At 66.5% G+C, this 23,276-nt stretch carries 23 protein-coding genes; 16 read left to right on the plus strand and 7 right to left on the minus strand.

Features of this window, described 5'->3' with window-relative positions; translation table 11 throughout:
- Positions 1–81: 81 nt before the first annotated feature.
- The gene (gene trxA / locus R5H29_RS10465) at positions 82–411 is read right to left on the minus strand and encodes a thioredoxin (RefSeq protein WP_005411275.1); all 330 of its coding nucleotides are present in this window, start codon (positions 409–411) and stop codon (positions 82–84) included.
- Between the two features lie 509 nt (positions 412–920).
- Between trxA and rhlB the strand changes: the two genes are divergently transcribed.
- From rhlB to R5H29_RS10505, 8 genes are all read left to right on the plus strand, one after another.
- Positions 921–2,645 (plus strand): ATP-dependent RNA helicase RhlB, encoded by a 1,725-nt coding sequence (gene rhlB, locus R5H29_RS10470; protein ID WP_019660839.1) that lies wholly within the window; start codon positions 921–923, stop codon positions 2,643–2,645.
- Positions 2,646–2,789: 144 nt separating this feature from the next.
- A complete protein-coding gene (gene ftsE / locus R5H29_RS10475) occupies positions 2,790–3,476 on the plus strand; it encodes a cell division ATP-binding protein FtsE (RefSeq protein WP_032129538.1) in 687 nt (228 codons plus the stop codon).
- Positions 3,477–3,479: 3 nt separating this feature from the next.
- Positions 3,480–4,427 (plus strand): permease-like cell division protein FtsX, encoded by a 948-nt coding sequence (ftsX, locus tag R5H29_RS10480; RefSeq protein ID WP_227844015.1) that lies wholly within the window; start codon positions 3,480–3,482, stop codon positions 4,425–4,427.
- A gap of 7 nt (positions 4,428–4,434) precedes the next feature.
- Positions 4,435–5,277, plus strand: a complete 843-nt coding sequence (locus R5H29_RS10485; protein WP_332329145.1) for a response regulator — start codon at positions 4,435–4,437, stop codon at positions 5,275–5,277.
- Positions 5,274–5,987, plus strand: a complete 714-nt coding sequence (gene ung, locus R5H29_RS10490) for a uracil-DNA glycosylase (RefSeq protein WP_180877942.1) — start codon at positions 5,274–5,276, stop codon at positions 5,985–5,987. The genes R5H29_RS10485 and ung overlap by 4 nt, the downstream gene beginning before the upstream one ends.
- A 277-nt stretch (positions 5,988–6,264) precedes the next feature.
- Positions 6,265–7,140 (plus strand): RNA polymerase sigma factor RpoH, encoded by an 876-nt coding sequence (gene rpoH / locus R5H29_RS10495; RefSeq protein WP_099559904.1) that lies wholly within the window; start codon positions 6,265–6,267, stop codon positions 7,138–7,140.
- 350 nt (positions 7,141–7,490) lie between these two features.
- The gene (locus R5H29_RS10500) at positions 7,491–8,462 is read left to right on the plus strand and encodes an RHS repeat domain-containing protein (RefSeq protein WP_227844016.1); all 972 of its coding nucleotides are present in this window, start codon (positions 7,491–7,493) and stop codon (positions 8,460–8,462) included.
- A 6-nt stretch (positions 8,463–8,468) separates the two neighbouring features.
- Positions 8,469–8,951, plus strand: coding sequence for a DUF2247 family protein (locus R5H29_RS10505; protein WP_021203248.1), 483 nt, complete (start codon positions 8,469–8,471; stop codon positions 8,949–8,951).
- Between the two features lie 149 nt (positions 8,952–9,100).
- Here R5H29_RS10505 and purD read toward each other — a convergent pair whose 3' ends face one another.
- Together purD and purH are read right to left on the minus strand one after the other, a co-directional pair.
- Positions 9,101–10,384 (minus strand): phosphoribosylamine--glycine ligase, encoded by a 1,284-nt coding sequence (gene purD, locus R5H29_RS10510; RefSeq protein ID WP_332329146.1) that lies wholly within the window; start codon positions 10,382–10,384, stop codon positions 9,101–9,103.
- A gap of 61 nt (positions 10,385–10,445) precedes the next feature.
- Positions 10,446–12,029 (minus strand): bifunctional phosphoribosylaminoimidazolecarboxamide formyltransferase/IMP cyclohydrolase, encoded by a 1,584-nt coding sequence (purH, locus tag R5H29_RS10515; RefSeq protein ID WP_329843307.1) that lies wholly within the window; start codon positions 12,027–12,029, stop codon positions 10,446–10,448.
- Positions 12,030–12,252: 223 nt separating this feature from the next.
- Between purH and R5H29_RS10520 the strand changes: the two genes are divergently transcribed.
- The 6 genes from R5H29_RS10520 to R5H29_RS10545 are packed head-to-tail and all read left to right on the plus strand — an operon-like array spanning position 12,253 to position 18,053.
- Entirely contained in the window at positions 12,253–12,870 is a 618-nt protein-coding gene (locus tag R5H29_RS10520) for a CDP-alcohol phosphatidyltransferase family protein (RefSeq protein ID WP_332329147.1), read from the plus strand.
- Between the two features lie 34 nt (positions 12,871–12,904).
- Complete coding sequence (locus tag R5H29_RS10525) at positions 12,905–14,656, plus strand: bifunctional alpha/beta hydrolase/class I SAM-dependent methyltransferase (RefSeq protein ID WP_332329148.1); 1,752 nt, start codon at positions 12,905–12,907, stop codon at positions 14,654–14,656.
- On the plus strand, positions 14,656–15,984 hold the full coding sequence (locus tag R5H29_RS10530; RefSeq protein ID WP_308304982.1) for a phosphatase PAP2/dual specificity phosphatase family protein: 1,329 nt from the start codon (positions 14,656–14,658) through the stop codon (positions 15,982–15,984). The genes R5H29_RS10525 and R5H29_RS10530 overlap by 1 nt, the downstream gene beginning before the upstream one ends.
- The gene (locus R5H29_RS10535) at positions 15,981–16,418 is read left to right on the plus strand and encodes a hypothetical protein (RefSeq protein ID WP_021203254.1); all 438 of its coding nucleotides are present in this window, start codon (positions 15,981–15,983) and stop codon (positions 16,416–16,418) included. The genes R5H29_RS10530 and R5H29_RS10535 overlap by 4 nt, the downstream gene beginning before the upstream one ends.
- Before the next feature lie 13 nt (positions 16,419–16,431).
- The gene (locus R5H29_RS10540; protein WP_021203255.1) at positions 16,432–17,061 is read left to right on the plus strand and encodes a 1-acyl-sn-glycerol-3-phosphate acyltransferase; all 630 of its coding nucleotides are present in this window, start codon (positions 16,432–16,434) and stop codon (positions 17,059–17,061) included.
- A complete protein-coding gene (locus R5H29_RS10545) occupies positions 17,058–18,053 on the plus strand; it encodes a phosphatidate cytidylyltransferase (protein ID WP_021203256.1) in 996 nt (331 codons plus the stop codon). The genes R5H29_RS10540 and R5H29_RS10545 overlap by 4 nt, the downstream gene beginning before the upstream one ends.
- A gap of 128 nt (positions 18,054–18,181) precedes the next feature.
- Here the strand turns inward: R5H29_RS10545 and fis are convergent, their stop codons facing one another.
- The 3 genes from fis to prmA form a co-directional block, all read right to left on the minus strand.
- Positions 18,182–18,457: a DNA-binding transcriptional regulator Fis gene (gene fis, locus R5H29_RS10550; protein WP_005419706.1), complete on the minus strand. Its 276-nt coding sequence runs from the start codon at positions 18,455–18,457 to the stop codon at positions 18,182–18,184.
- Positions 18,458–18,571: 114 nt separating this feature from the next.
- Positions 18,572–19,342 (minus strand): DUF3426 domain-containing protein, encoded by a 771-nt coding sequence (locus R5H29_RS10555; RefSeq protein WP_019660828.1) that lies wholly within the window; start codon positions 19,340–19,342, stop codon positions 18,572–18,574.
- A 42-nt stretch (positions 19,343–19,384) separates the two neighbouring features.
- Positions 19,385–20,305 (minus strand): 50S ribosomal protein L11 methyltransferase, encoded by a 921-nt coding sequence (gene prmA / locus R5H29_RS10560; RefSeq protein ID WP_134730136.1) that lies wholly within the window; start codon positions 20,303–20,305, stop codon positions 19,385–19,387.
- A 163-nt stretch (positions 20,306–20,468) separates the two neighbouring features.
- Here prmA and R5H29_RS10565 point away from each other — a divergent pair, with 163 nt between their 5' ends.
- Positions 20,469–21,434, plus strand: a complete 966-nt coding sequence (locus R5H29_RS10565; protein WP_134730134.1) for a hypothetical protein — start codon at positions 20,469–20,471, stop codon at positions 21,432–21,434.
- Entirely contained in the window at positions 21,431–21,805 is a 375-nt protein-coding gene (locus R5H29_RS10570) for a hypothetical protein (protein WP_010481078.1), read from the plus strand. The genes R5H29_RS10565 and R5H29_RS10570 overlap by 4 nt, the downstream gene beginning before the upstream one ends.
- Positions 21,806–21,902: 97 nt before the next feature.
- Here the strand turns inward: R5H29_RS10570 and accC are convergent, their stop codons facing one another.
- A complete protein-coding gene (gene accC, locus R5H29_RS10575) occupies positions 21,903–23,270 on the minus strand; it encodes an acetyl-CoA carboxylase biotin carboxylase subunit (protein ID WP_019660825.1) in 1,368 nt (455 codons plus the stop codon).
- Positions 23,271–23,276 lie beyond the last annotated feature (6 nt).

Here is a 23,276-nt window from a genome sequence, read left to right on the forward strand (position 1 = left end):
GGGTCGCCGGGAACAGCATTCATCATGGGCGCAGGGGCGCCGCCGGCAGCCGCGTTCGGCGGCTGCCGGAGAACCGAAGGATCAGGCCAGGGCCTTGTCCAGCAGGCCGGCCAGCTGGGCCTTGCCCACCGCACCGATCTGCTCGCCGACCTTCTCGCCGTCCTTGAACACGACCAGGTACGGAATCGAACGCACGTGGTACTTGGCGGCCAGCGCACGGTTGTGGTCAACGTTGACCTTGGCGATCTTGGCGCGGCCCTGGTAGGCATCGGCCAGTTCGTCCAGCGCCGGGGCGATCATCTTGCACGGGCCACACCACTCGGCCCAGAAATCGACCAGCACCGGTTCCTTGGAATTCAGCACTGCGCTATCAAAGTCGGCATCGCCGACATGTACAACCTTGTCGCTCATCTTGGTTTCTCGTCTTGGATTGCACCCGGCCATGCCGGAGGTGGGTGAACTGGGCCATGCCCGGTGGCGCGACCCTCGTCGTTGCCTCGCGGCGCACTGCCGCGGTGCGTTCGGCGGGATGCCTGGACGCTCACGGCCGGCAGTGTACCCCTATCGCAGGGCAGGGACAGGCGCCGGTTGGAACCCAGCGTATCGTGATCGCTTCGATGGCCGGTATGTGTCGGATTTCACTGTCTTCCTGTACATGGGGCTGGCAGTGGGCGACACCAGCGAACCCGGGCAGGCCGTTCAAGTCCGGTGTGGCTGGGTGAAGGTAGCGTCTCTGGATGCCATGAGACGCCGCATTCCGGTTTGCCTGCCCGAGTGCGGTAAACTGGGGCATTGTGCGGCGCGCGGACCGGGTGGTCCCAGCCTGCCAACCCGCCGCAGGGGCCGCAGTTTGCGACGGTGCCCCCAGACGCTGAAGTGCCAGCCGCCCCACGGGCCGGCGGCCATACCAAGACGGACTCATGAGCGACAAACCGCTGACCGATTTGACCTTTTCCTCCTTCGAGCTGCATCCGGCCCTGCAGGCCGGTCTTGAAGGAGCCGGATTCACCCGTTGCACCCCGATCCAGGCGCTGACCCTGCCCGTCGCGCTGCCCGGTGGTGATGTTGCCGGCCAGGCCCAGACCGGCACCGGCAAGACCCTGGCCTTCCTGGTCGCTGTCGTGAACCGCCTGCTGACGCGTCCGGCCCTGGCCGACCGCAAGCCGGAAGATCCGCGCGCGCTGATCCTCGCCCCGACCCGCGAACTGGCCATCCAGATCCACAAGGATGCGGTGAAGTTCGGTTCCGACCTGGGCCTGCGCTTCGCCCTGGTCTACGGCGGCGTGGATTACGACAAGCAGCGCGAACTGCTGCAGCAGGGCGTGGACGTGATCATCGCCACCCCGGGCCGCCTGATCGACTATGTGAAGCAGCACAAGGTGGTGTCGCTGCACGCCTGCGAGATCTGCGTGCTGGACGAAGCCGACCGCATGTTCGACCTGGGCTTCATCAAGGACATCCGCTTCCTGCTCCGCCGCATGCCCGAGCGCACCACCCGCCAGACCCTGCTGTTCAGTGCCACCCTCAGCCATCGCGTGCTGGAGCTGGCCTACGAGCACATGAACGAACCGCAGAAGCTGGTGGTCGAAGCCGAGACCATCACCGCCGCGCGCGTGCGCCAGCGCATCTACTTCCCGGCCGACGACGAAAAGATTCCGCTGCTGCTGGGCCTGCTGTCGCGCAGCGAAGGCGCGCGCACCATGGTCTTCGTCAACACCAAGGTGTTCGTCGAGCGCGTGGCGCGTTCGCTGGAAAAGGCCGGCTACCGTGTCGGCGTGCTGTCCGGTGATGTGCCGCAGAAGAAGCGCGAGAGCCTGCTCAACCGCTTCCAGAAGGGCCAGCTGGAAATCCTGGTGGCCACCGACGTGGCTGCGCGCGGCCTGCACATCGACGGCATCAAGTACGTCTACAACTACGACCTGCCGTTCGACGCCGAAGACTACGTGCATCGTATCGGCCGCACCGCGCGCCTGGGTGAGGAGGGCGACGCGATCAGCTTCGCCTGCGAGCGCTACGCCATGGGCCTGCCGGACATCGAGGCCTATATCGAGCAGAAGATTCCGTCCGAGCCGGTCACCAAGGAACTGCTGACCCCGCTGCCGCGCCCGGAACGCCCGGCGCCGGCGGCAGGCGAGGAAGGCGAGGACAACGAAAGCGTCGGCCAGATCTTCCGCGAAGCGCGCGAAGCCCGCGCCGCCGAGGAAGAGCGTCGGGGCGGTGGCCGCAGCGGCGGCCGCTCAGGCAGTGGTGGTGGCCGCGGTAGTCGCGACGGTGAACGCAGCGGCGAACGCCGTGCGCGTGGCCCGCGCAAGCCGCGCGTGGAAGGCGAGCAGGGCGCTGCCGCCGCGGTTGCCGGTGCCGAAGGCGCCGCCGCCCAGGCCCCGCGTCCGCCGCGCCCGCCGCGTGCCGAAGGCGCACCGGCAGCCACGGTGGACGGTGAGCACAAGCCGCGCAAGCGCCGTCGTCGTCGCCACGGCCGTCCGGTCGAAGGTACCGAGGGTGTACAGGCCAACGCCGGCAACGGCGCCAGCCCGGTGACCCCGGTGCAGGTGGTGGCCAAGCCGGTGCGTACCGCCGCCGATACCGGTGACTCGTTCCTGACCCGCATCGGCCGCAAGATCCGCCGGATGCTGTCGGGCAGCTGATCGGCGCTGCCGATCAGCGGGTAGCACCCGACCGTTGGTCGGGTGGCTTTGAAAGGTGTGCCGACCAACGGTCGGCACCCACCAGGCGGGGCCGGTGGCACCCACCGTCTCCACGACGTCGCGCCGGTCCTGCATAATCGGGGCATGAGTGTCCTGCGCTTCGACAATGTCAGCAAACAGTACGCCGGTGGCCACGAGGCGCTGACCGATGTCAGCTTCGAGGTCGCGCCGGGCGAGATGCTGTTCGTCACCGGCCATTCCGGTGCGGGTAAAAGCACGCTGCTCAAGTTGATCCACCTCGACGAGCGGCCCAGCCGCGGCGCGGTGGTGTTCGACGAGCGCAACCTGCTGAAGGTGCGCGGCGGCGACGTGCCGCGCCACCGACGCGCGGTGGGGGCGGTCTACCAGGACCACCGCCTGCTGATGGACCGCTCCATCGCCGAGAACGTTGCACTGCCGCTGATCCTGCGCGGTACCCGCCGTAGTGACATCAACAAGCGCGTGCGCTCGGTACTCGAGCGGATGGGGCTGGGCCATCGCGAGAAGGCGCTGCCCTCGCAGCTGTCGGCCGGCGAACAGCAGCGCGTCGGCATCGCCCGCGCGATCGTCGGCGAGCCCAAGCTGCTGGTGGCCGATGAGCCGACCGGCAATCTCGACCCCACCCTGGCAGCGGAGATCATGGCCCTGTTCGCCGAGCTGCCCGCGCGCGGCACCAGCGTGCTGGTGGTCAGTCACGACCTGCCGCTGCTGCGCCGCATGCGCAAGCGCGTATTGATCCTCGACCACGGCCGGCTGGTGGATGACATCTCGCCGCAGGACCTGGCGGAGTAACCGATGGCGAAGAACGAAAACAGCGAAGCCGCCGCCCCGTCGCGCGTGGGCGTCTGGTTCCAGCACCACGTGCACAGCGTGGTGTTCAGCCTGGGCCGCGCCTGCCGCAAGCCGTGGGCGACCCTGCTGACCGTGATGGTCATGGCGCTGGCCCTGGCGTTGCCGCTGGGGCTGTCGATCGCGCTGGACAACCTCAAGCAGTTCGCCGGCAGCGTGCAGCAGTCGCGCGACATCAACGTGTTCCTGAAGGGCAACATCGATGGTCCCGGCGCGCTTCGCCTGGCCGGCCAGCTGCGCGACCGCGATGACGTGGCCGAAGTGAATGTGCGCACACCCGAGCAGGGCCTGCAGGAACTGCGCGATGCCGGCCTCGGTGAGGCGATCGATGCGCTCAACGACAATCCGTTGCCCTCGCTGCTGGTGATCACCCCGGGCCAGGGCAAGGACGACGCACGCCTGGCACGCGCGCTGGAAAGCCTGCCCGAGGCCGATCTGGTGCAGCACGATGCGCTGTGGCGCCAGCGCCTGGACGCCTGGCTGGCGTTCGGCGCGCGGCTGGTGCAGGTGCTGTCGGTGCTGCTCGGCGCGGGTGCCGCGCTGGTGGTCGGCAACACGGTGCGCCTGGACATCCAGGCGCGCCGCGAAGAGATCGGCGTGCTGCAGCTGCTTGGCGCCAGCGATGGCTTCATCCGCCGCCCCTTCCTGTATCTGGGTGCGTGGTATGGCCTGGGCGCAGGCGCGGTTGCACTGGCCCTGATCGGCGCCGCCGGTGCCGCGCTGCGCGTGCCGCTGGCCGAACTCTCGCGCAGCTACGGCAGCCCGTTCGTGCTGCATGGCCTGGACCTGCTGCATGGTGGCCTGGTCCTGCTCGGCACGCTGCTGCTGGGCTGGCTGGGTGCCTGGCTGGTGACCGGCCACTTCCTCCGCCAGACCCGCCCGACCGATACCTGAGACCGGCATGCAACCGCAAGCGCTGAAGCACCTTGAAGGGCCCGCGACGCGGGTGATGGTGGTCGATGGCTCGAAGCTGGTCCGCAAGCTGATCGCCGACGTCCTGCAGCGCGACCTGCCGGGCGTGGAGGTGATTGGCTGCGACAGCATCGAAGACGCGCGGCAGGCGCTGGCGCAGGGCCCGGTGGACCTGGTGACGACCTCGCTGACCCTGCGTGATGGCGACGGCCTGGCGCTGGCGCGCATGGTCCGCGAAGCGGCCGGACAGGCCTATGTGCCGGTGATCGTGGTTTCCGGCGACGCCCAGCAGCACCTGGAGCAGCGCCGCTTCACCGAGTACGTCACCGACTATTTCGACAAATCCCTGGGCCATGAAGCGCTGGCGACCTTCATCCGTGGCTATGTGCAGCCGCAGACCATCCCCGGCGCCACCATCCTCTATATCGAGGACAGCCGCGTAGTGGCCGAGGCCACCAAGCGCATGCTCGAGCGGCAGCAGTTGAACGTGCTGCACGTGGTCAGCGCCGAAGAGGCCTTCACCCTGCTCACCGCCGAGTCGCTGGGCCGCAGCCGCCACCGCATCGACCTGGTGCTGACCGACGTCACCCTGAAGGGCGAGCTGAGCGGCCGCGACGTGGTGCAGCGCGTGCGCGTGGACTTCGGCTACGGCAAGCGCCGCCTGCCCGTGCTGGTGATGACCGGCGACGGCAACCCCCACAACCAGACCGGGCTGCTGCAGTCCGGTGCCAACGACCTGGTGCTCAAGCCGATCGAAGAGCGGCTGCTGGTCACCAAGGTGCTGTTCCAGCTGCGCCTGGCTCGATTGAATGATGGACCTTTGTTGCGATGATCGATGAAGTAACCGACACCCCGACGATCCAGCTGGAACCGAGCTGGAAGCAGCACGTCGGTGAGTACCTGTTGCAGCCGCAGATGCGCGAGCTGTCGGCCTTCCTGCGCCAGCGCAAGGCCAGCGGTGCGGCGGTGTTCCCGCCCGGGCCGCAGATCTTCGCAGCGTTTGACGCCACGCCGTTCGAGCAGGTGAAGGTGGTGATCCTCGGCCAGGACCCGTACCACGGGCGCGGCCAGGCCCACGGCCTGAGTTTCTCGGTACCGCCCGGCGTGCCGGTGCCGCCGTCGCTGCTGAACATCTACAAGGAGATCGAGAGCGATCTCGGTATCCCGCGCCCGGACCACGGCTGCCTGATCCCCTGGGCGCAACATGGCGTGCTGCTGCTCAATGCCGTGCTGACGGTGGAGGAGGGCAAGGCCGGCGCGCACCAGGGCCGTGGCTGGGAAGGCTTCACCGATCATGTGGTGGACGTGCTCAACCGCGAGCGCGAAGGCCTGGTGTTCATGCTCTGGGGCGCCTACGCGCAGCAGAAGGGCAAGGTCATCGACACCCGCCGCCATCGCGTGCTGAAGGCCCCGCATCCGTCGCCGCTGTCGGCCCATCGTGGCTTCCTCGGTTGCCGCCATTTCTCCATGGCCAACGAGTACCTGCAGCGCCGCGGCCAGGCCCCGATCGACTGGTCGCTGCCGCCGCGCTCGGCGCTCTGAGCGCCGGCGAGTGGCCGGGCCTGAACGCCGGACAACGTCCCCGTCCTGAATGGGCCTCCGGAACGGCGCGTTCAGCTCCGCTTGACCGGAATCGGCAGGTTTTCAGTGGGTAATTGCTTGAATTCCAAGGGATTGTGAATCCCGAAAAGCGTGCTCGCCACTGTCATCAAATCGCGCTACGGTAGGGCTCTGTTTGGGACCAGTGTTGCATCAATGGGATGCTGGAACTTTTTCCTCCTTTAGCAGTCCAAATCCCGGACTGCTAAGATGGGTGCCTATGAGCCAGAACACCTCTACTGCCCTTGTGGCAAACAATCTCCCGATTCCCAGTGCGCTCGGTTCGCTGGACGCCTACATCGGTGCCGTGCACCAGATTCCGGTGCTGTCGGTCGATGACGAACAGGACCTGGCCCGTCGCTTCCGCGACGGTAACGATCTGGACGCCGCCCGCGAGCTGGTGCATTCGCACCTGCGCTTCGTGGTGCATGTGGCCCGCGGCTACAACGGCTACGGCCTCGCCCTGGGCGACCTGATCCAGGAAGGCAACATCGGCCTGATGAAGGCGGTCAAGCGCTTCGACCCGGACATGGGCGTGCGCCTGGTCTCCTTCGCCGTGCACTGGATCCGTGCCGAAATGCACGAGTTCATCCTGAAGAACTGGCGCATCGTGAAGGTCGCCACCACCAAGGCGCAGCGCAAGCTGTTCTTCAACCTGCGCAAGTCGAAGACGCGCCTGGGCTGGATGAACGCGGCGGAAGTCAGCGCGGTGGCCAAGGACCTGAACGTGTCCGAGCGCGAGGTCATGGAAATGGAGTCGCGCCTGTCCGGCCGCGATATCGGTTTCGATGCGCCGTCCGACGAGGACAACGAACACGCACCGCCGTCGCCGGCTGCGTTCCTGGTTGCCGATGATGAAGACCCGTCGATGGCTTACGAGCGCGAGGACAACGAAGACAACCAGATGCAGCTGCTGCGCGAAGGCCTGGCCGAATTGGATGCGCGTTCGCGTGACATCATCCGCCGCCGTTGGCTGGATGCCGACAGCAAGGTGACGCTGCAGGAACTGGCAGACGAGTACGGCGTGTCGGCCGAACGCATCCGCCAGGTCGAGGCGAATGCCCTGAAGAAGATGAAGGCGCTGTTCACCGCGTAAGGCATGGATCTTAGGTTCGGTTCCTATTTCCGGAACCCGTTCTGATGAAAAGCCCCGGCGTTGGTCGGGGCTTTTTTTGTTCGGCCGGCATGGCAGTTGGTAATGCAGGCCGCTGATCGGCTGCTTCAGTAGTACCAGCCCATGGCTGGCAGTCATGCGCTTCCGGTGGCCGTTCAAGCCCTCGCGAGGTTTATAGCCAAGGGCCTGGTCCAATTCAGAATGGTCCCTTTGGCCTCAGTCCTGGAGTTGGACTCCGATGACTGCCTTCCTGTGCTATGAATGCCAAGCCTTGCTTCAAGGCTCTTTCATGGATTGGAATGATGCGCAGGTTCGGGGGAACTGCAGGCGGTGTGTCCACCCGCTTCGGGGCATTTGAAGGTCGAACTCGCAAGCTTGGTGTCATAGGCGCCTGGCTGTGCTGCTTGCTGCTGATGGGCCTTGGCCTGTCACCATCCGCAATCGCCCAGACAACGATCACATACATTCACACTGATGCCCTCGGCTCGGTTGTGGCCGAAAGCGATGCCAACGGCAACGTCATCAAACGATATGACTACGAGCCCTACGGGGCCGTGGTAGGCGGTCAGGTCACGGATGGACCTGGGTACGCCGGACATGTGAGTGACTCGGCCACAGGGCTGAGCTACATGCAACAGCGCTACATGGATCCACAATTGGGTGTGTTTTTGTCAGTGGACCCAGTCACCGCTCACCAAAAGCCAGTTGAGCAGTTCAATAGGTATCGGTACGCGAACGGGAATCCCTACAGGTTCGTCGATGCGGATGGAAGGCAGGCCGCAGAGCGATTCGTTGAGCAGCATCGGAGGGATATTGCTGCCGGAAATGGCGCCGTATACGAGCCGATGAGACCGGCCGCAATCGCTGTTACAGCGGCAATGGCTGCCCCAGTGCTGATCGAAGCTGGCATGGTTGCGATGGCCAATCCAAGTGTCATATCAGCAGCTACCAGTATCGCTGCTGATATCGCAGGAGTTACAGGTGCCGGTGGAGCAGGTGTGGCGGCATCCAAAGCTCTGAGTGTTGAAGGTCGGGCACTTCTGAATTCCCGACCTGTGGGAAGTGCACTCAAAGCCGACGCTGGGCACAATTCGGCGACCTTTATGCGAGAGACGGCTGCAGAAGCGGGTGTTCATACTCCGTTGACAGGGGGTGACGGCGTGGTCCGCACTCTGACGCAGCTGCCAGGTGAACTCAATGGAAAGGCCGGTCGATTTGAATACATAGTCGACAAGGCTGGCGACTTGACCCATCAAAGATTTGTGGAAGGTGGCAGCATGAACGGAATACCAAACAAGAAGTGAGTGCCCATGAGAACGTATGACTCTATTCAACCCTATGGACCCTGGAATCAGACCGAGGTGGCATGGGCACTGGGGCGCCATCTGATTGACTTTGAGGTTGTGAAGCACTGCGCGTCGGAGCAGAAGGAACTGGAAGGGAAGTTCAATCTGAACGCCTTGATTGAAAGGCTTGAAGGGGTTCTTCCCGATGAGCGTAATAGCGTAGCTGCGCAGTTGGCGGCATTCGATAAGAACTCAAACGAGGATGAGATTCTCAGAAGATGGCTTGTTGCATTTCTCGCGGACGCCTACGCCAAGCGCGATGAGATTGCTGATCCGCTCGGAGAGGTTGAGAGGATCTACGCTGATTTTGATTACCCGGAGTCTCTGGAGAGCTTTGTCAGGTACATGCCAGCTTCTGATGGGTATGATCCGTCTGCTCACTCACATGAGCAGAACGTTGCGCGGCTCTTCGAGAACTGGAAACGTTATCTTGACTCGGCGAAATAGCGGATTCACTCAGCGTAATTTCCTTCGCTTGACGTGCGTCGCCTCTTCCCGAAGCGCACCGTCCCGGCTTCCATGCCGAGGACGGTGAAGACTCCCAGAATCCGTGATCTGGTTCCATGCAGGAGGCTGCGTGGTGGATCTATCAGGCCTTACCCCTCACGCGCGATCGCGCGCCAGCCGATGTCGTTGCGGTGGAATTCGCTGGCCCAGCTCACCTTGGCTACGCCGGCATAGGCATTGGCCTGCGCGTCGCGCACGCTGTCGCCCAGTGCGGCCACGCACAGCACGCGGCCGCCGGCGCTGACCACCTGGCCCTGCGCATCCAATGCGGTACCGGCATGGAACACCTTGGCAGCGGCCGGCACGTCGTCCAGGCCGGAAATCACGTCACCGGTGATCGGCGCTTCCGGGTAGGGCTTCGCCGCCAGCACCACGCCCAGCGACGGGCGCGCATCCCACTGTGCCTCGATCTGGTCCAGGCGGCCATCAATCGCCGCTTCCACCAGGTCCACCAGATCCGACTGCAGGCGCAGCATCACCGGCTGGGTTTCCGGATCGCCGAAGCGCACGTTGAATTCGATCACCTTCGGTGCGCCGCTGGCATCGATCATCAGGCCGGCGTAGAGGAAGCCGGTGAACGGGATGCCGTCGGCGATCATGCCCTGCACGGTGGGATTCACCACCTCACGCATCACGCGGGCGTGTACTTCCGGGGTGACCACCGGCGCCGGCGAGTACGCGCCCATGCCGCCCGTGTTCGGGCCGGTGTCGCCGTCGCCGACGCGCTTGTGGTCCTGCGAGGTGGCCATCGGCAGCGCATGCACGCCATCGACCATCGAAATGAAGCTGGCTTCCTCGCCGTCGAGGAACTCCTCGATGACCACGCGCGCGCCGGCATCGCCGAAGGCGTTGCCCGAGAGCATGTCACGCACGGCGTCCTCGGCTTCGGCCTGGGTCATCGCAACGATCACACCCTTGCCGGCGGCCAGGCCATCGGCCTTGACCACGATGGGGGCGCCCTTCTCGCGGATGTAGGCCAGCGCGGCGTCCACGTCGGTGTGCACGGCGTAGAACGCGGTGGGGATGTTGTGGCGGGCCAGGAAGTCCTTGGCGTAGGCCTTGCTGCCTTCCAGCTGCGCGGCGGCTGCGGTCGGCCCGAAGATGCGCAGGCCAGCGGCGCGGAAGTGGTCGACCACGCCGGCCACCAGCGGTACTTCCGGGCCAACCACGGTCAGCGCCACGCCTTCAGCCTGGGCCAGCGCCAGCAGGCCCTCGATGTCGGTCACCTTCACCGCCACGTTGCGGCACTTGTCTTCGCTGGCAGTACCGGCGTTGCCGGGCGCCACGATCACTTCGGTGACACGGGAGGACTGGGCCAGCTTCCATGCCAGGGCGTGTTCGCGGCCGCCAGAGCCGATGACGAGGATCTTCATGGGACAGGGTTCTCGGGTGCGGAAAAGAAAAGCCGGGCAGGGCCCGGCTTGGTGATGCGGATCAGTGGCGGAAGTGGCGCACGCCGGTGAACACCATGGCCAGGCCATGTTCGTCGGCGGCGGCGATCACTTCGGCATCGCGCATCGAACCGCCCGGCTGGATGACCGCCTTGATGCCGGCGGCAGCGGCGGCATCGATGCCATCGCGGAACGGGAAGAACGCATCGGAGGCCATCACCGAACCTTCCACCACCAGGTTCGCATCGGCGGCCTTGATGCCGGCGATGCGGGCCGAGTACACGCGGCTCATCTGCCCGGCACCGACACCGATGGTGCGGTTGTCCTTGGCATAGACGATCGCGTTGGACTTGACGAACTTGGCTACCTTCCAGGCGAACAGCAGGTCGGTGAACTGCTTGTCGGTCGGCGCCAGCTTGCTGACCACCTTCAGCTCGTCGCGGGTCATGCCGCGGTTGTCCGACGACTGCAGCAGCAGGCCCGAGCCGACGCGCTTGCTGTCGAAGTTGTTCAGGCCATCGCCATGCGGGATGCGCAGCACGCGCACGTTGGCCTTCTTCTGCGCGTATTCCAGCGCGGCCGGCTCGTAGTCCGGGGCAATCAGCACTTCCACGAACTGGCGGTCCAGGATCACCTTGGCGGTGGCGGCGTCCAGCGGCGTGTTGAAGGCGATGATGCCGCCGAAGGCGCTGGTCGGGTCGGTGGCGTAGGCCAGCTCGTAGGCATCGCCGTTGCCGGCACCGACGGCCACGCCGCACGGGTTGGCGTGCTTGACGATGACGCAGGCCGGCGCGTCGAACTGGCGCACGCACTCCCACGCCGCATCGGCATCGGCCAGGTTGTTGTAGCTCAGTTCCTTGCCCTGCAGCTGCTGGAACGTGGCCAGCGTACCCGGCACCGGGTACAGGTCGCGGTAGAACGCGCCGCTCTGGTGCGGGTTCTCGCCGTAACGCAGGTCCATCACCTTCACGAAGGTCGAGTTCATCTGTGCCGGGTACTCGGCACGCACCGGCACGGCGGCGTCGGTGGCGGTGACCGCCGACAGGTAGTTGCTGATCGCCGCATCGTACTGGGCGACGCGGTTGAACGCGGCCACCGAGAACGTGAAGCGGGTGGCGGCCGACAGCTGGCCGTCGTTGGCGTCCAGCGAGGCCAGCAGTTCGGCGTACTGCGACGGATCGGTGGCCACCGCCACGCGGGCGAAGTTCTTGGCCGCCGAGCGCAGCATGGCCGGACCGCCGATGTCGATGTTCTCGACCGCGTCGGCCAGGGTGCAGTCGGCCTTGGCGGTGACCGACTCGAACGGGTACAGGTTCAGCACCAGCAGGTCGATGGCACCGATGCCATGCTCGGCCATCACCGCATCATCCAGGCCCGAACGGCCCAGCAGGCCACCGTGCACCATCGGGTGCAGGGTCTTGACGCGGCCGTCCATCATTTCCGGGAAACCGGTGACCTCGGCCACGTCCTTCACGGCCAGGCCCGCCTCGCGGATCGCCTTGGCGGTGCCGCCGGTGGACAGCAGCTCCACGCCGCGTGCCGCCAGCGCAGTGGCCAGCTCGACCAGACCGGTCTTGTCGGAAACGGAGAGGAGGGCCCGGCGGACGGGCAACAGATCAGCAGTCATGGGACGGAATCGGCAGCGGAGCGGGGCCGATATTGTAGGCGGTGGGGGCCGGTGGCGGGCGCCGCAGGGGCAGATTTGCCGTGGCAGTTGACGTAAAGGCGGGTCGGGCACATCGATCCGGCCCGATCCGGGGGCTGGGCTGCGGACCGGAGCAGGGTTGTCGGAATCTGCCAACGATGGGGTAGGCTGTGCCCGCACTGCCAAGGATCAGCGGGTACGGATCATGTCGATCTATGCATTGAAGGGACGTTTCCAGGACCTGTTGCGTCCAGCCGTACGCGGTCTGTTCCGCATGGGGATCACTGCCAATACGGTGACCGTGGCCGCTGCCTTGGTCTCGCTGCTGGTGGCCGCGGCCGTGTGGTGCTGCGCGCCTGCCCAGCCTCTGCTGTACCTGCTGCTGCCGTTGTGGATGCTGCTGCGCATGGCGCTCAACGCGGTGGACGGCATGCTGGCGCGCGAATTCGGCCAGCAATCGCGGCTGGGCGCCTATCTGAACGAATTGTGCGATGTGATCGCCGATGCGGCACTGTACCTGAGCCTGCTCAGCGTAACCGGCGTGCGCCCGGAGGCGCTGTGGCTGCTGGCCTGGACGGCGGCGCTGAGCGAGTACGCCGGCGTGCTGGGGCTGATGGTCGGTGCCAGCCGCCGCTATGACGGCCCGATGGGCAAGAGCGACCGCGCCTTCGTGATCGGTGCGCTGGGCTTGCTGCTGGCCTTCGGCTGGGGCGGTGCACTGACGGTCAGCGGCGTGGCTGCAGCCATGGCAGTGTTGTGCGTGCTGACGATGATCAACCGCGTCCGTCGCGGCCTGCGGGAAGCGGCGGTTTCGCCGAATTAATCAAGCAGATACAAAAAGACAATCAGGAGATTGCATGCGTCAGGCGCAGGAACGGGAATTCCACAGCTTCGACCAGGTACCGCTGTTCTACCGGTACTGGGCGGGCACCACCGCAACCCCGGCCACCAAGGCCATCGTGCTGCTGCACCGCGGCCACGAGCACTCCGGCCGGGTCACCCACCTGGTCGATGAGCTGGACCTGCCCGACACCGCCTTCTTCGCCTGGGATGCGCGCGGCAATGGCCGTTCGCCGGGCGCACGTGGCGATGCACCGGGCTTCCCGGCGCTGGTGCGCGACCTCGATAGCTTCATTGCCCACATCGGTGCCGAGCACGGCATCGCGGTGGAAAATATCGTGGTGATCGCGCAGAGCGTGGGCGCGGTGGTCGCCGCGACCTGGGTGCACGATTACGCGCCGCGCCTGCGTGCGCTGGTGATGGCTTCGCCGGCGTTCAAGGTGAAGCTGTACGTGCCGTTCGCGCGCCCGGGCCTGGCCTTGATGCAGAAGCTGCGCGGCAACTTCTTCGTCAACAGCTATGTCAAGCCGCAGTGGCTGACCCATGATCCGGCGCGGGTGGAAAGCTACCGTACCGATCCGCTGATCACCCGGCCGATCTCGGTGCGCGTGCTGCTGGGCCTGTACGAAGCGGCTGACCGCATCGTCGCCGATGCGCAGGCCATCAGCGTGCCGGTGCAGCTGCTGGTGTCCGGTTCGGACTTCGTGGTGCACCGTGGCCCGCAGGATCGCTTCTATGAACGCCTGTCCAGCCCGATCAAGGAGCGGGTGCATCTGCCGGGCTTCTTCCACGACACGCTGGGCGAGCGCGATCGGGCACCAGCACTGGCGCGCATCCGCAGCTTCATCCAGACGCGTTTTGCCGAGCCGCTGCGCGAACTGCCGCGGCGTGACGCGCACCGTCATGGACCGACCTTCGAGGAATCAGAGATCCTGGCGTGGCCACCCGAACGCAACAGCCTGGCCGACCTGCGCTGGCGCGTGGTGCGCGGCGGCCTGCGCTTCGGTGGCACGCTGTCCGAAGGCATTGCGCTGGGCCTGCAGACCGGTTTCGATTCCGGCAGCACGCTCGACTACATCTATCGCAACGAAGCGCGCGGCAAGGGCCCGCTGGGCCGCATGGTCGACCGCAATTACCTGGACGCAATCGGCTGGCGCGGCATCCGCATCCGTGGCCAGCACCTGCAGGAACTGCTGCGCGATGCTGCCCAGCGCCTGCGCGGGCAGGGCACGCCGGTGCGCGTGCTGGACGTGGCCGCCGGCCATGGCCGCTATGTGCTGGAAGCGCTGGGCCAGGGCGAACAGCGCGCCGACCGCATCGTGCTGCGTGATTTCAGCGATCTGAACGTGACCCAGGGCCAGGCCTTGATCGAGCGCCTCGGTGCAGCCGACATCGCCCACTTCGAGCAGGGCGATGCGTTCGACCCGGCACAGCTGGCCACGGTGGACCCGGCGCCGACGCTGGCGGTGGTGTCCGGCCTGTACGAGCTGTTCCCCGACAACGATGCGGTGCTGCGATCGCTGCAGGGCATCGCTGCGGCAGTGCCAGTGGGCGGCTACCTGGCCTACACCGGCCAGCCCTGGCACCCGCAGCTGGAATTCATCGCCCGCGCGCTGACCAGCCATCGAGGCGGCGCCGCGTGGGTGATGCGCCGCCGTACCCAGCAGGAGATGGATGAGCTGGTGCGCCTGGCCGGGTTCGAGAAGGTGGCGCAGCGCATCGATGACTTCGGCATCTTCACCGTGTCGCTGGCGCGCCGGACCGCGTGATGGCGACGCTGGCCGCAACCCCACTGGCCGCGGAAGGGCGCCCCTGGCGGCGCGCCCTGCTGTGGCTGGTTCTGCTGGGACCGTTCTTCTTCGCCAGCTACGGCTTCGCCAACTGGATGGCTGGTCGCCATCCCGAACTGCCGGTGATGGCGTTCGCCTGGGAGACGCGCATTCCCTTCGTTCCGTGGACGATCGTGCCGTACTGGTCGATCGACCTGTTCTACGCGGTCTCCTTCTTCCTGTGCCGTCAGCGCCTCGAACTGGACCGGCACGCGCTGCGGCTGCTCAGTGCACAGCTGATCGCGGTGACCTGTTTCCTGCTGTGGCCACTGCGCTTCAGCTTCGAGCGGCCGGAGATCGGCGGCGTGTTCGGTTGGCTGTTCGATGTGCTGCTGGGCTTCGACAAGCCGTTCAACCAGGCGCCATCGCTGCACATCGTGCTGCTGATCGTGCTGTGGGTGAAGTTCGCGCAGTACCTGCACGGCGTGTGGCGTTGGGTGCTGCATGTGTGGGCACTGCTGATCGGTGTTTCGGTGCTGACCACGTTCCAGCATCATTTCATCGATATCCCGACCGGCCTGCTGGCCGGCTGGCTGTGCGTCTGGCTGTGGCCGGAGCAGGGTACGCCGCCGCTGCGGGCCTGGCGCACGGCGCGTGATCCAAAGCGCTGGCGTCTGGCCTCGTTCTATCTGCTGGGCGCGGGGGTGCTGCTGGTGCCGGTGGTGGTGCTGGGGGGCACGGCGCTTTGGCTGCTGTGGCCGGTGGTGTCGCTGCTGCTGGTGGCGCTGGCCTATGCGGGGCTGGGTACGGCGGTGTTCCAGAAACGCGCCGATGGTCGCCTGACCGTGGCCGCGCGCTGGCTGCTGGCGCCGTACCTGGGTGCAGCCTGGATCAATTCGCGGCTATGGACGCGGCGTGTGCCGCAGCCGGTGCCGGTGATGGACGGCGTGTGGCTGGGGCGCATTCCCGACGGCGCGTTGCCGCCGCCACTGTCGGGCGTGGTGGATGCCTGTGCCGAGCTGTCCTGCCGCGCGCCAGGCGCGGCGTACGCCAGTGTGCCGATGCTGGACCTGGTAGTGCCCACGCCGGAGCAGCTGCGCGAGGCAGTCGAGGCCATCGAGCGGCTCCATGCGCACGGACCGTTGCTGGTGTGCTGTGCGCTGGGCTATTCGCGCAGTGCGGCCAGCGTGGCCACCTGGCTGCTGCGCAGCGGTCGTGCGGCCGATGCTGACGCTGCGGTCGCGATCGTGCGTGTGGCACGCCCCGGCATCGTGCTGGGCGCGGCGCATCTGCATGCCATCACCGCTGCAGCAGGAGCGCGCGCATGAGCACCGTTCCCGATCTGGCGACCATGCAGCTGCTGCTGCGGCAGGGGCGTTGGCCGGCATGCCTGTCGCTGGGCCTGTTGCTGGTGGCGTTGCTGCTGCTAGGCATCGAGACGGGGCTGGCGATGATCGCTGCCGGGCTGTTGCTGCTCAGTGTTGCCGCGGGCATCGCACAGGCCTACCACGCGTGGCGTGTGGGGCTGGATGCCGACCTGCTGCAGCTGCTGCGCGATGAGGGCCTGCACGACGAAGCCGCCGCGCGCCGCACCGATCAGCTGCTGCACGACAGTGGCCTGCGCCGTGCCTCGCCCGCTGCACAACTGCGCGGCTGGGATGCGCGTTGGGCCGGCATGCGCCGCCTGCTGCTGCGCCAGTACCTGCTGACCGCAGTGCAGTTCGTACTGCTGGTGGTGGCCGTGTTGTGGCCGCAGACGTGAACGGGAGGGACCGATGCTTGCCGAACTGATTGCCCGCGCCTGCAGTGGCGCGATCCATGTGGTGACCGGCGCCCGCGCGCTGTGGATCGGCTGTGCGCCGTCCAGCGAGCGTCGCGTGTACTACGGCAACCATGCCAGCCATGGTGACTTCGTGCTGATCTGGTCGTCGATGCCACCGGCATTGCGACGGCAGGTGCGCCCGGTGGCCGCGGCCGAATACTGGCAGCGCGACGGCCTGCGTCGCTACCTGATCGACGCGGTGTTCAACGGTGTGCTGGTCGAGCGCGAGGCCGGGCATCGTCAGCAGGATCCGCTGCAGGTACTGCGCGAGGCCGTGGACGAAGACTGCTCGCTGATCCTGTTTCCGGAAGGCACGCGCAATGTGGGCGATGAGCCGCTGCTGCCGTTCAAGAGCGGCATCTACCACCTGGCACGGCAACGACCGGAACTGGAGTTCGTGCCGGTGTGGATCGACAACCTGAAGCGGGTGATGCCCAAGGGCCGGTTCCTGCCGCTGCCGCTGCTGTGCACGGCCACCTTCGGTACGCCGCTGCGGCTGCAGGCTGACGAGGACAAGGCCGCCTTCCTGGCCCGCAGCCGACAGGCGCTGCTGGACCTGGCGCCGAATGGAGGTCGTGCATGAGTTTCGTGCTGGATGTATCTGGCGATCTGGCAACGCAGAGTGTCGGCCAGCAGACCGGCCTGCTGTTTGCCGGTGTGGGGGCGGTGCTGGTGCTGGCCACGCTGGTGGCCGAGACCCTGCGCTGGCGCCAGCGCGGCCAGCCCAGTGCAGTCATCGCCAACCTGGTGTCACGCATCCGCGCCTGGTGGGTGATGGCGATCGTGGTCGGGCTGGCGCTGTTCTTCGGACGTGCCGGGGTGATCGTGCTGTTCGCGATCATCTCGCTGTTCGCGTTGCGCGAGTTCATCACGCTGGCGCCGACCCGCTCGGGCGACTACTACGCGCTGCTGGCCGCGTTCTACATCGTCCTGCCGTGGCAGTACTACCTGGTGTGGATCGACTGGTACGGCATGTACACGCTGCTGATTCCGGTCTATGCGTTCCTGTTCCTGCCGATCCTGTCGACCATCGGCGGTGACACCACGCACTACCTGGAGCGGACCGCGAAGGTGCAGTGGGGCCTGATGATCTGCGTGTTCTGCATCTCGCACGTGCCGCTGCTGCTGAACCTGCACGTGCCGGGCTACGATCCGGCGCGCAACGTATTGCTGTTCGCTTTCCTGGTGATCGTGGTGCAGTCCTCGGACGTGCTGCAGTACATCTGGGGCAAGCTGCTGGGCAAGCATCTGATTGCGCCGAAGCTGTCGCCATCGAAGACGGTGGAGGGCTTCGTCGGTGGCGTGCTGAGTGCCAGCGCGCTGGGCGCAGCGCTGTGGTGGATCACCCCGTTCACGCCGCTGCAGGCGTTCGGCCTGTCGCTGCTGATCAACCTGATGGGGTTCTGGGGCGGCCTGGTGATGTCGGCGATCAAGCGTGATCGTGGCATCAAGGACTGGGGCCACATGATCGAGGGCCATGGTGGCATGCTCGACCGGCTGGATTCGGTGTGCTTCGCCGCGCCGGTGTTCTTCCACGTGGTGCGGTATTACTGGAAGGCGGGCGGCGGCGGTTGATTCTGCCGGCTTCCATCCACGCATGGCGTGGATCTACCGGTAGTGCCGGCCGCTGGCCGGCAACTGCAGCATCGTGCCATCGTGCATCATTGAGTTGCACGCCAGCGGCTGGCGCCACCCACGCGCGCTTACGCGCTGATGCCGTATTCCTTCAGCTTCTTGCGCAGGGTGGCACGGTGGATGCCCAGCATCGCCGCGGCGCGGCTCTGGTTGCCTTCGCAGTGGTTGAGCACTTCCACGAACAGCGGGATCTCCATCTCGCGCAGCACGATCTCGTAGACATCGTCCGCATCGCAGCCATCAAGGTCACGCAGGTAGCGGCGCACGGACTGGGCGACGTGTTCACGCAGCGGTGGCCGGGGAGCGCCACGACTGTTGTCAGGACGAGAAAGGACAGCGTTCAAGGGGGTTCCCGATTCGGTTGGCCCGTGCGCGCGGAGCGCGCGGCCGGACGAGGTGGTGGCGGCCAGTCTAGCGCGAGCGTGCCCAGCCTGCCACGGCTGGTCGCCTGCCCCCGGTCAGAGAAAGTCGAAGGTGAATGCGACGGTGGACGCAGCGGGCTCCTGTACCCGGAACGCGACGCGCGCGCTCTGGCCCGGTTCCAGCAGGGCTGCGCCGGGGTTCTCACCCAGGTATTGCGCGGGCGTGAACACGCCGCTGCCGATCACCCGGCCATCGGCATCGGACAATGACAGCCGCAGGTCCGGCCACGCCTGTGCCCAGCGCGCATCATTGCGGATGCTGGCCTGCACCTGCAGCACGCCGGCCTGGCCTGGCAAGGGGCGGATCTCGCGGCTGGTCATGGTGAACGCAGCGGGCTCGTGCCAGGCGGGCAGGCTGCAGCGCAGCACGCCACACAGTGCACCCAGCCATACGCGGTTGCCGGCGTCGGCAGCCAGCCGCGCACGGTCGGCCAGCACACTCTGCAGGACCAGCAACAACGCCAGCCCGGCGACCAGCAGCCAGTGCCAGCGGGGGGCTGGCAGCGTGCGCTGGCGTGCGCTGCCGAGGAAGCTGGGGGCATCGCTGGTGACCGCCGTTGCCTGCACCGCGGCCAGCGCCGGTTCGATGGCTGCAGCTTCAGCAACGATGACAGCGTCATCGTCGTGTCGCATTTGTGTGGCCGGTGGTTGCGCCAGATTGCTGGGCTCGGCCTGCACCTGCTCCACAGGCGTTGTCTGCCCGGTTTGATCCTGCATGCGCGGATCGGACGCAGGCGCAACCTCACCTTCCGGGGTCTTGCGCAGGAAGGTGGCCAGGGGGCGGCGGGGTGGGTTCGGCTCGGACATGCTCAGGGCGCGGGCTCGGATCCAGCGGTCATTCAACCACGATCAGGCGCGGCGCACGCCAGTGATGCGCATCCAGTCGCCGTCCTGGGTGGCCTGCAGATCATCGAACCAGGCCGCGTAGCGCTGCAGCAGTTCGCCTTCCTGGCCATGCAGGATGCCGGACAGGGCGATGCGGCCGCCGGCGGCGACGCGTGCGGCCAGCAGTTCGGCCAGCGCATCCAGCGCCGAGGCGAGGATGTTGGCGACCACGATCGGATAGGTCGCGGCCGGTTCGTCCTGCGGCAGGTACACGTGCATGCGGGCCTGTTCGCCGTTGCGCTCGGCATTGTCGGCGGTGGCGACCAGCGCCTGCGGATCGTTGTCCACGCCGATGGCTTCAGCGGCGCCCAGCTTCAGCGCGGCCAGTGCAAGGATGCCCGAGCCGCAACCGAAGTCGAGCACGCGCTGGCCCTGCAGCAGGCCATCCACGGCCAACTGGTCCAGCCAGCGCAGGCACAGTGCGGTGGTCGGGTGGGTACCCGAACCGAACGCCAGGCCCGGGTCCAGCCGTACCACGGCGGCGTCGGCGGCCTGTGCGGCGTCGGGCAGTTCGTGATTCCACGGCACGATCCAGGTACGGCTGCCGAAATCCATCGGCTGGAACTGGTCCAGCCAGGCGCGTTCCCAGTCTTCATCCTCGACCGTGCGGAAGCTGCCGCTGCTCCAGTCCAGTTCCGGATCGAAGGATTCCAGTGCGGCCAGCAGCAACAGCGCGTTGCTGTCGGCGGGGAACAGCGCGCTCAGCACCAGGGTGTCCCACAGCGGGGTCTCGCCCACGCCTGGTTCGAGAATGGCCTGTTCGTTGCTGGTATCGGCCTCGGCATCGAGCAGGGTCACGGCCAGTGCACCCACGTCCTCCAGCGCATTTTCATAGCGGGGCTGGGTGGCTTCGGTGCAGCGCAGGGTCAGTTCCAGGAACGGCATGGTGGTGGGGGCAATCGCAGGAAAGGGGGCCATGCTAGACCATCGGAGCGTCTCCGTATTGCCTGAGATGCTGTGCCTGGATGAACTAAGCCCGTTCAGACAGGCCCGTCGGGCCTTGCTAAACTTCGTGCTTTCCTGTGTGCCGTATCGCCCGCCGCCGCCGATGGCCTTCGCTCCTACCCTGAAAACCTGGTTGCTCGTGCTGCCGGCCGTGGCCGTGCTGGGCGTGGCCGGCTATCGGGCCAGCGGCCATGCTCCGGCTTCTTCGGTAGCCTCGGCGGATCTGGCGGCTGGAGGGGCGGCCACTGACAGTGCGGCACCGCTGCCGGTGATGCCGGAGGCGCTCGCGCGCCGGCTGGCACCCTTCGAGCGTGGCGGTGCATTGCCGTCCGGGCTGCCCCTGGATATCCGCGCTGATCTCGAAGAGGCCACCGACCTCTACGCCTATGCGCAGCGTTTGCGTGCGCAGGCGGACGAAGGCAATCACGAGGCGCGCTGGATGCTCAGCCGTGTCTACGACTATTGCGCGCAGTATGCGGTCGATCCGGGTGGCTACCGCCTGGACAACAACGTGCTGGCCGGATTGGGCCTGACTGCCGCACCGGCGATGGTGCAGGCGCGCGAACGCGTCGCGCAGCGTTGCGGCGGGTTCGTGCCGGGCGACAAGCTGGGCACGGCCCTGGTGCTGTCCGAACGGCGCAAGGCGGCTGCACAGGGCAACCTGGCTGCCGAGGCTGCGCTGTTCGCCGAGGGCGAACCGCTGCAGGACAGCCCCGAGTACCGCCGTGACCTGGTTGAACGGGTGCGCACCTCGCGCGACCCGGAGGCCTTCATGGCCATCGCTCCGGGGATGGGCGTGCGTGCCTCGGGTGACCGCGCGCTCAGCGGGCTGGTGGCGGGCGAGCAGCTGAGTGAACTCGCATGGCGGCTCGCGGCCTGCGAACTCGGTCTACCGTGTGGGGCAGACAGTGTGCTGGTCAACAGTTTTTGTGCGAACGGAGGGATCTGTTCGCAGGATGGTACGCAGGATTTCCGGGATTTCGTGTATGACGCTGCGGTATCGCGGCAGGGCGCTGGGAAGATGAAGGAATGGATCAAGCGATTGGTTGGAAAGAGGAACGAGCAATGAACTACCGCCGATTCCTGCACGGGGCCAAGTTCTGGTTCTGGGTGGCCCTGTTCGTGGCCTACTCGGCCGGCGCCGTTGGCCTGTTGATGATCGATACCTATGAAGATCGCTACCGGCATCTGTCGAAGGTGGAACTGACTACGGTGAAGGCGCAGGAAGACGTGCGCCGTGCCGGCGCCAGCCAGGTGGCCGCGGTCTATCGGGCGCAGAGCGGCATGCCGTTTGCGTCGCTGCCGGCGGGCAGCACCTTCCAGGTGGTGTGGCCGGACGGTTCGACCGAGACCATGGTGATCGTCGACCCGACCTCGCCCAACGGCGTGCGTCCGCTGGCGAACTCGCAGATCCCGGCCGAAGCTGCCGACAAGCGCTGATGCGCCTGCTGTAGCGCCGGGCATGGGCTCGGCGCTGCAGCAAACGGAAAAGGGCGGGGATATCCCCGCCCTTTTCATGTCCAGCACGCGGCGCCGATCAGGTCAGCGCGATCGGCTTGTTCTTGCGTTCGGCCAGGCGCTTTTCCAGGTAGTGGATGTTCTGGCCACCGGCCTGGAAGCCCTTGTCGCGCATGATCCGCTGCTGCAGGGCGACGTTGGTCTTGATGCCATCGACCACCATTTCGCTCAGTGCCACGCGCATGCGGGCAATGGCGGTTTCGCGGTCCGGGCCGTGCACGATCAGCTTGCCGATCATCGAGTCGTAGTTCGACGGCACGCGGTAGCCACTGTAGATGTGGGTGTCCACGCGCACGCCGGGACCGCCCGGCGGATGGAAGCCGGTGATGGTGCCCGGGCTCGGCACGAAGGTTTCTGCATCCTCGGCGTTGATACGGCATTCGATGGCATGGCCGGTCAGCACCACGTCACTCTGCTTGATCGACAGCTTCTGGCCGGCGGCGATCTTCAGCTGCTCGGCCACCAGGTCGATGCCGGTGACCATTTCGGTGACCGGATGCTCCACCTGGATGCGGGTGTTCATTTCGATGAAGTAGAAGCGGCCGTCCTCGTACAGGAACTCGAAGGTGCCGGCGCCGCGATAACCAATGCGGATGCAGGCTTCCACGCACACCTTGCCGATCTGCTCGCGCTGCTCGGCGGTGATGCCCGGTGCCGGCGCTTCTTCCACCACCTTCTGGTGACGGCGCTGCATCGAGCAGTCACGCTCGCCCAGGTGGATGGCGTTTCCCTGGCCGTCGGCCAGCACCTGGATTTCCACGTGGCGCGGATTCTCCAGGAACTTCTCCATGTAGACCTCGCCATTGCCGAACGCGGCCTTGGCCTCGCTCTTGGTGGTTTCGATCGAGGTCTTCAGCGAGGCTTCGGCGTGCACCACGCGCATGCCGCGACCACCGCCACCGCCGGCCGCCTTGATGATGACCGGGTAACCGATCTCGCGGGCGATCTTGGTGTTGGCGACGATGTCCTCACCCAGCGGGCCGCCCGAACCGGGCACGCACGGCACGCCGGCGGCCTTCATCGCGCGGATGGCCTCGACCTTGTCACCCATCATGCGGATGGTGTCGGCCTTGGGGCCGATGAAGATGAAGCCGGACTCCTCCACGCGTTCGGCGAAGTCGGCGTTCTCCGAAAGGAAGCCGTAGCCCGGGTGAATGGCCTGGGCGTCGGTGACTTCAGCGGCGGCGATCAGGGCCGGGATGTTGAGGTAGCTCTGCGGCGACGGCGCCGGACCGATGCAGACCGACTCGTCGGCCATGGCCACGTGCTTGAGGTTGCGGTCGACCGTGGAGTGCACGGCCACCGTGCGAATGCCGAGGGTGTGGCACGCGCGCAGGATGCGCAGCGCGATCTCCCCTCGGTTGGCGATGACGACTTTGTCGAGCATGGCGTG

Origin of the sequence: Stenotrophomonas sp. A3_2, from assembly GCF_036624925.1 — a bacterium.
In the GTDB taxonomy this organism is placed as follows: Bacteria; Pseudomonadota; Gammaproteobacteria; order Xanthomonadales; family Xanthomonadaceae; genus Stenotrophomonas; species Stenotrophomonas hibiscicola.

Bases quoted from the DNA above. Each gene is read 5' to 3' on its own strand.
- trxA (WP_005411275.1), bottom strand. From the start codon at position 411: ATGAGCGACAAGGTTGTACATGTCGGCGATGCCGACTTTGATAGCGCA.
- rhlB (WP_019660839.1), top strand. From the start codon at position 921: ATGAGCGACAAACCGCTGACCGATTTGACCTTTTCCTCCTTCGAGCTG.
- ftsE (WP_032129538.1), top strand. From the start codon at position 2,790: ATGAGTGTCCTGCGCTTCGACAATGTCAGCAAACAGTACGCCGGTGGC.
- ftsX (WP_227844015.1), top strand. From the start codon at position 3,480: ATGGCGAAGAACGAAAACAGCGAAGCCGCCGCCCCGTCGCGCGTGGGC.
- R5H29_RS10485 (WP_332329145.1), top strand. From the start codon at position 4,435: ATGCAACCGCAAGCGCTGAAGCACCTTGAAGGGCCCGCGACGCGGGTG.
- ung (WP_180877942.1), top strand. From the start codon at position 5,274: ATGATCGATGAAGTAACCGACACCCCGACGATCCAGCTGGAACCGAGC.
- rpoH (WP_099559904.1), top strand. From the start codon at position 6,265: ATGAGCCAGAACACCTCTACTGCCCTTGTGGCAAACAATCTCCCGATT.
- R5H29_RS10505 (WP_021203248.1), top strand. From the start codon at position 8,469: ATGAGAACGTATGACTCTATTCAACCCTATGGACCCTGGAATCAGACC.
- purD (WP_332329146.1), bottom strand. From the start codon at position 10,384: ATGAAGATCCTCGTCATCGGCTCTGGCGGCCGCGAACACGCCCTGGCA.
- purH (WP_329843307.1), bottom strand. From the start codon at position 12,029: ATGACTGCTGATCTGTTGCCCGTCCGCCGGGCCCTCCTCTCCGTTTCC.
- R5H29_RS10520 (WP_332329147.1), top strand. From the start codon at position 12,253: ATGTCGATCTATGCATTGAAGGGACGTTTCCAGGACCTGTTGCGTCCA.
- R5H29_RS10525 (WP_332329148.1), top strand. From the start codon at position 12,905: ATGCGTCAGGCGCAGGAACGGGAATTCCACAGCTTCGACCAGGTACCG.
- R5H29_RS10530 (WP_308304982.1), top strand. From the start codon at position 14,656: ATGGCGACGCTGGCCGCAACCCCACTGGCCGCGGAAGGGCGCCCCTGG.
- R5H29_RS10535 (WP_021203254.1), top strand. From the start codon at position 15,981: ATGAGCACCGTTCCCGATCTGGCGACCATGCAGCTGCTGCTGCGGCAG.
- R5H29_RS10540 (WP_021203255.1), top strand. From the start codon at position 16,432: ATGCTTGCCGAACTGATTGCCCGCGCCTGCAGTGGCGCGATCCATGTG.
- R5H29_RS10545 (WP_021203256.1), top strand. From the start codon at position 17,058: ATGAGTTTCGTGCTGGATGTATCTGGCGATCTGGCAACGCAGAGTGTC.
- R5H29_RS10555 (WP_019660828.1), bottom strand. From the start codon at position 19,342: ATGTCCGAGCCGAACCCACCCCGCCGCCCCCTGGCCACCTTCCTGCGC.
- prmA (WP_134730136.1), bottom strand. From the start codon at position 20,305: ATGCCGTTCCTGGAACTGACCCTGCGCTGCACCGAAGCCACCCAGCCC.
- R5H29_RS10565 (WP_134730134.1), top strand. From the start codon at position 20,469: ATGGCCTTCGCTCCTACCCTGAAAACCTGGTTGCTCGTGCTGCCGGCC.
- R5H29_RS10570 (WP_010481078.1), top strand. From the start codon at position 21,431: ATGAACTACCGCCGATTCCTGCACGGGGCCAAGTTCTGGTTCTGGGTG.
- accC (WP_019660825.1), bottom strand. From the start codon at position 23,270: ATGCTCGACAAAGTCGTCATCGCCAACCGAGGGGAGATCGCGCTGCGC.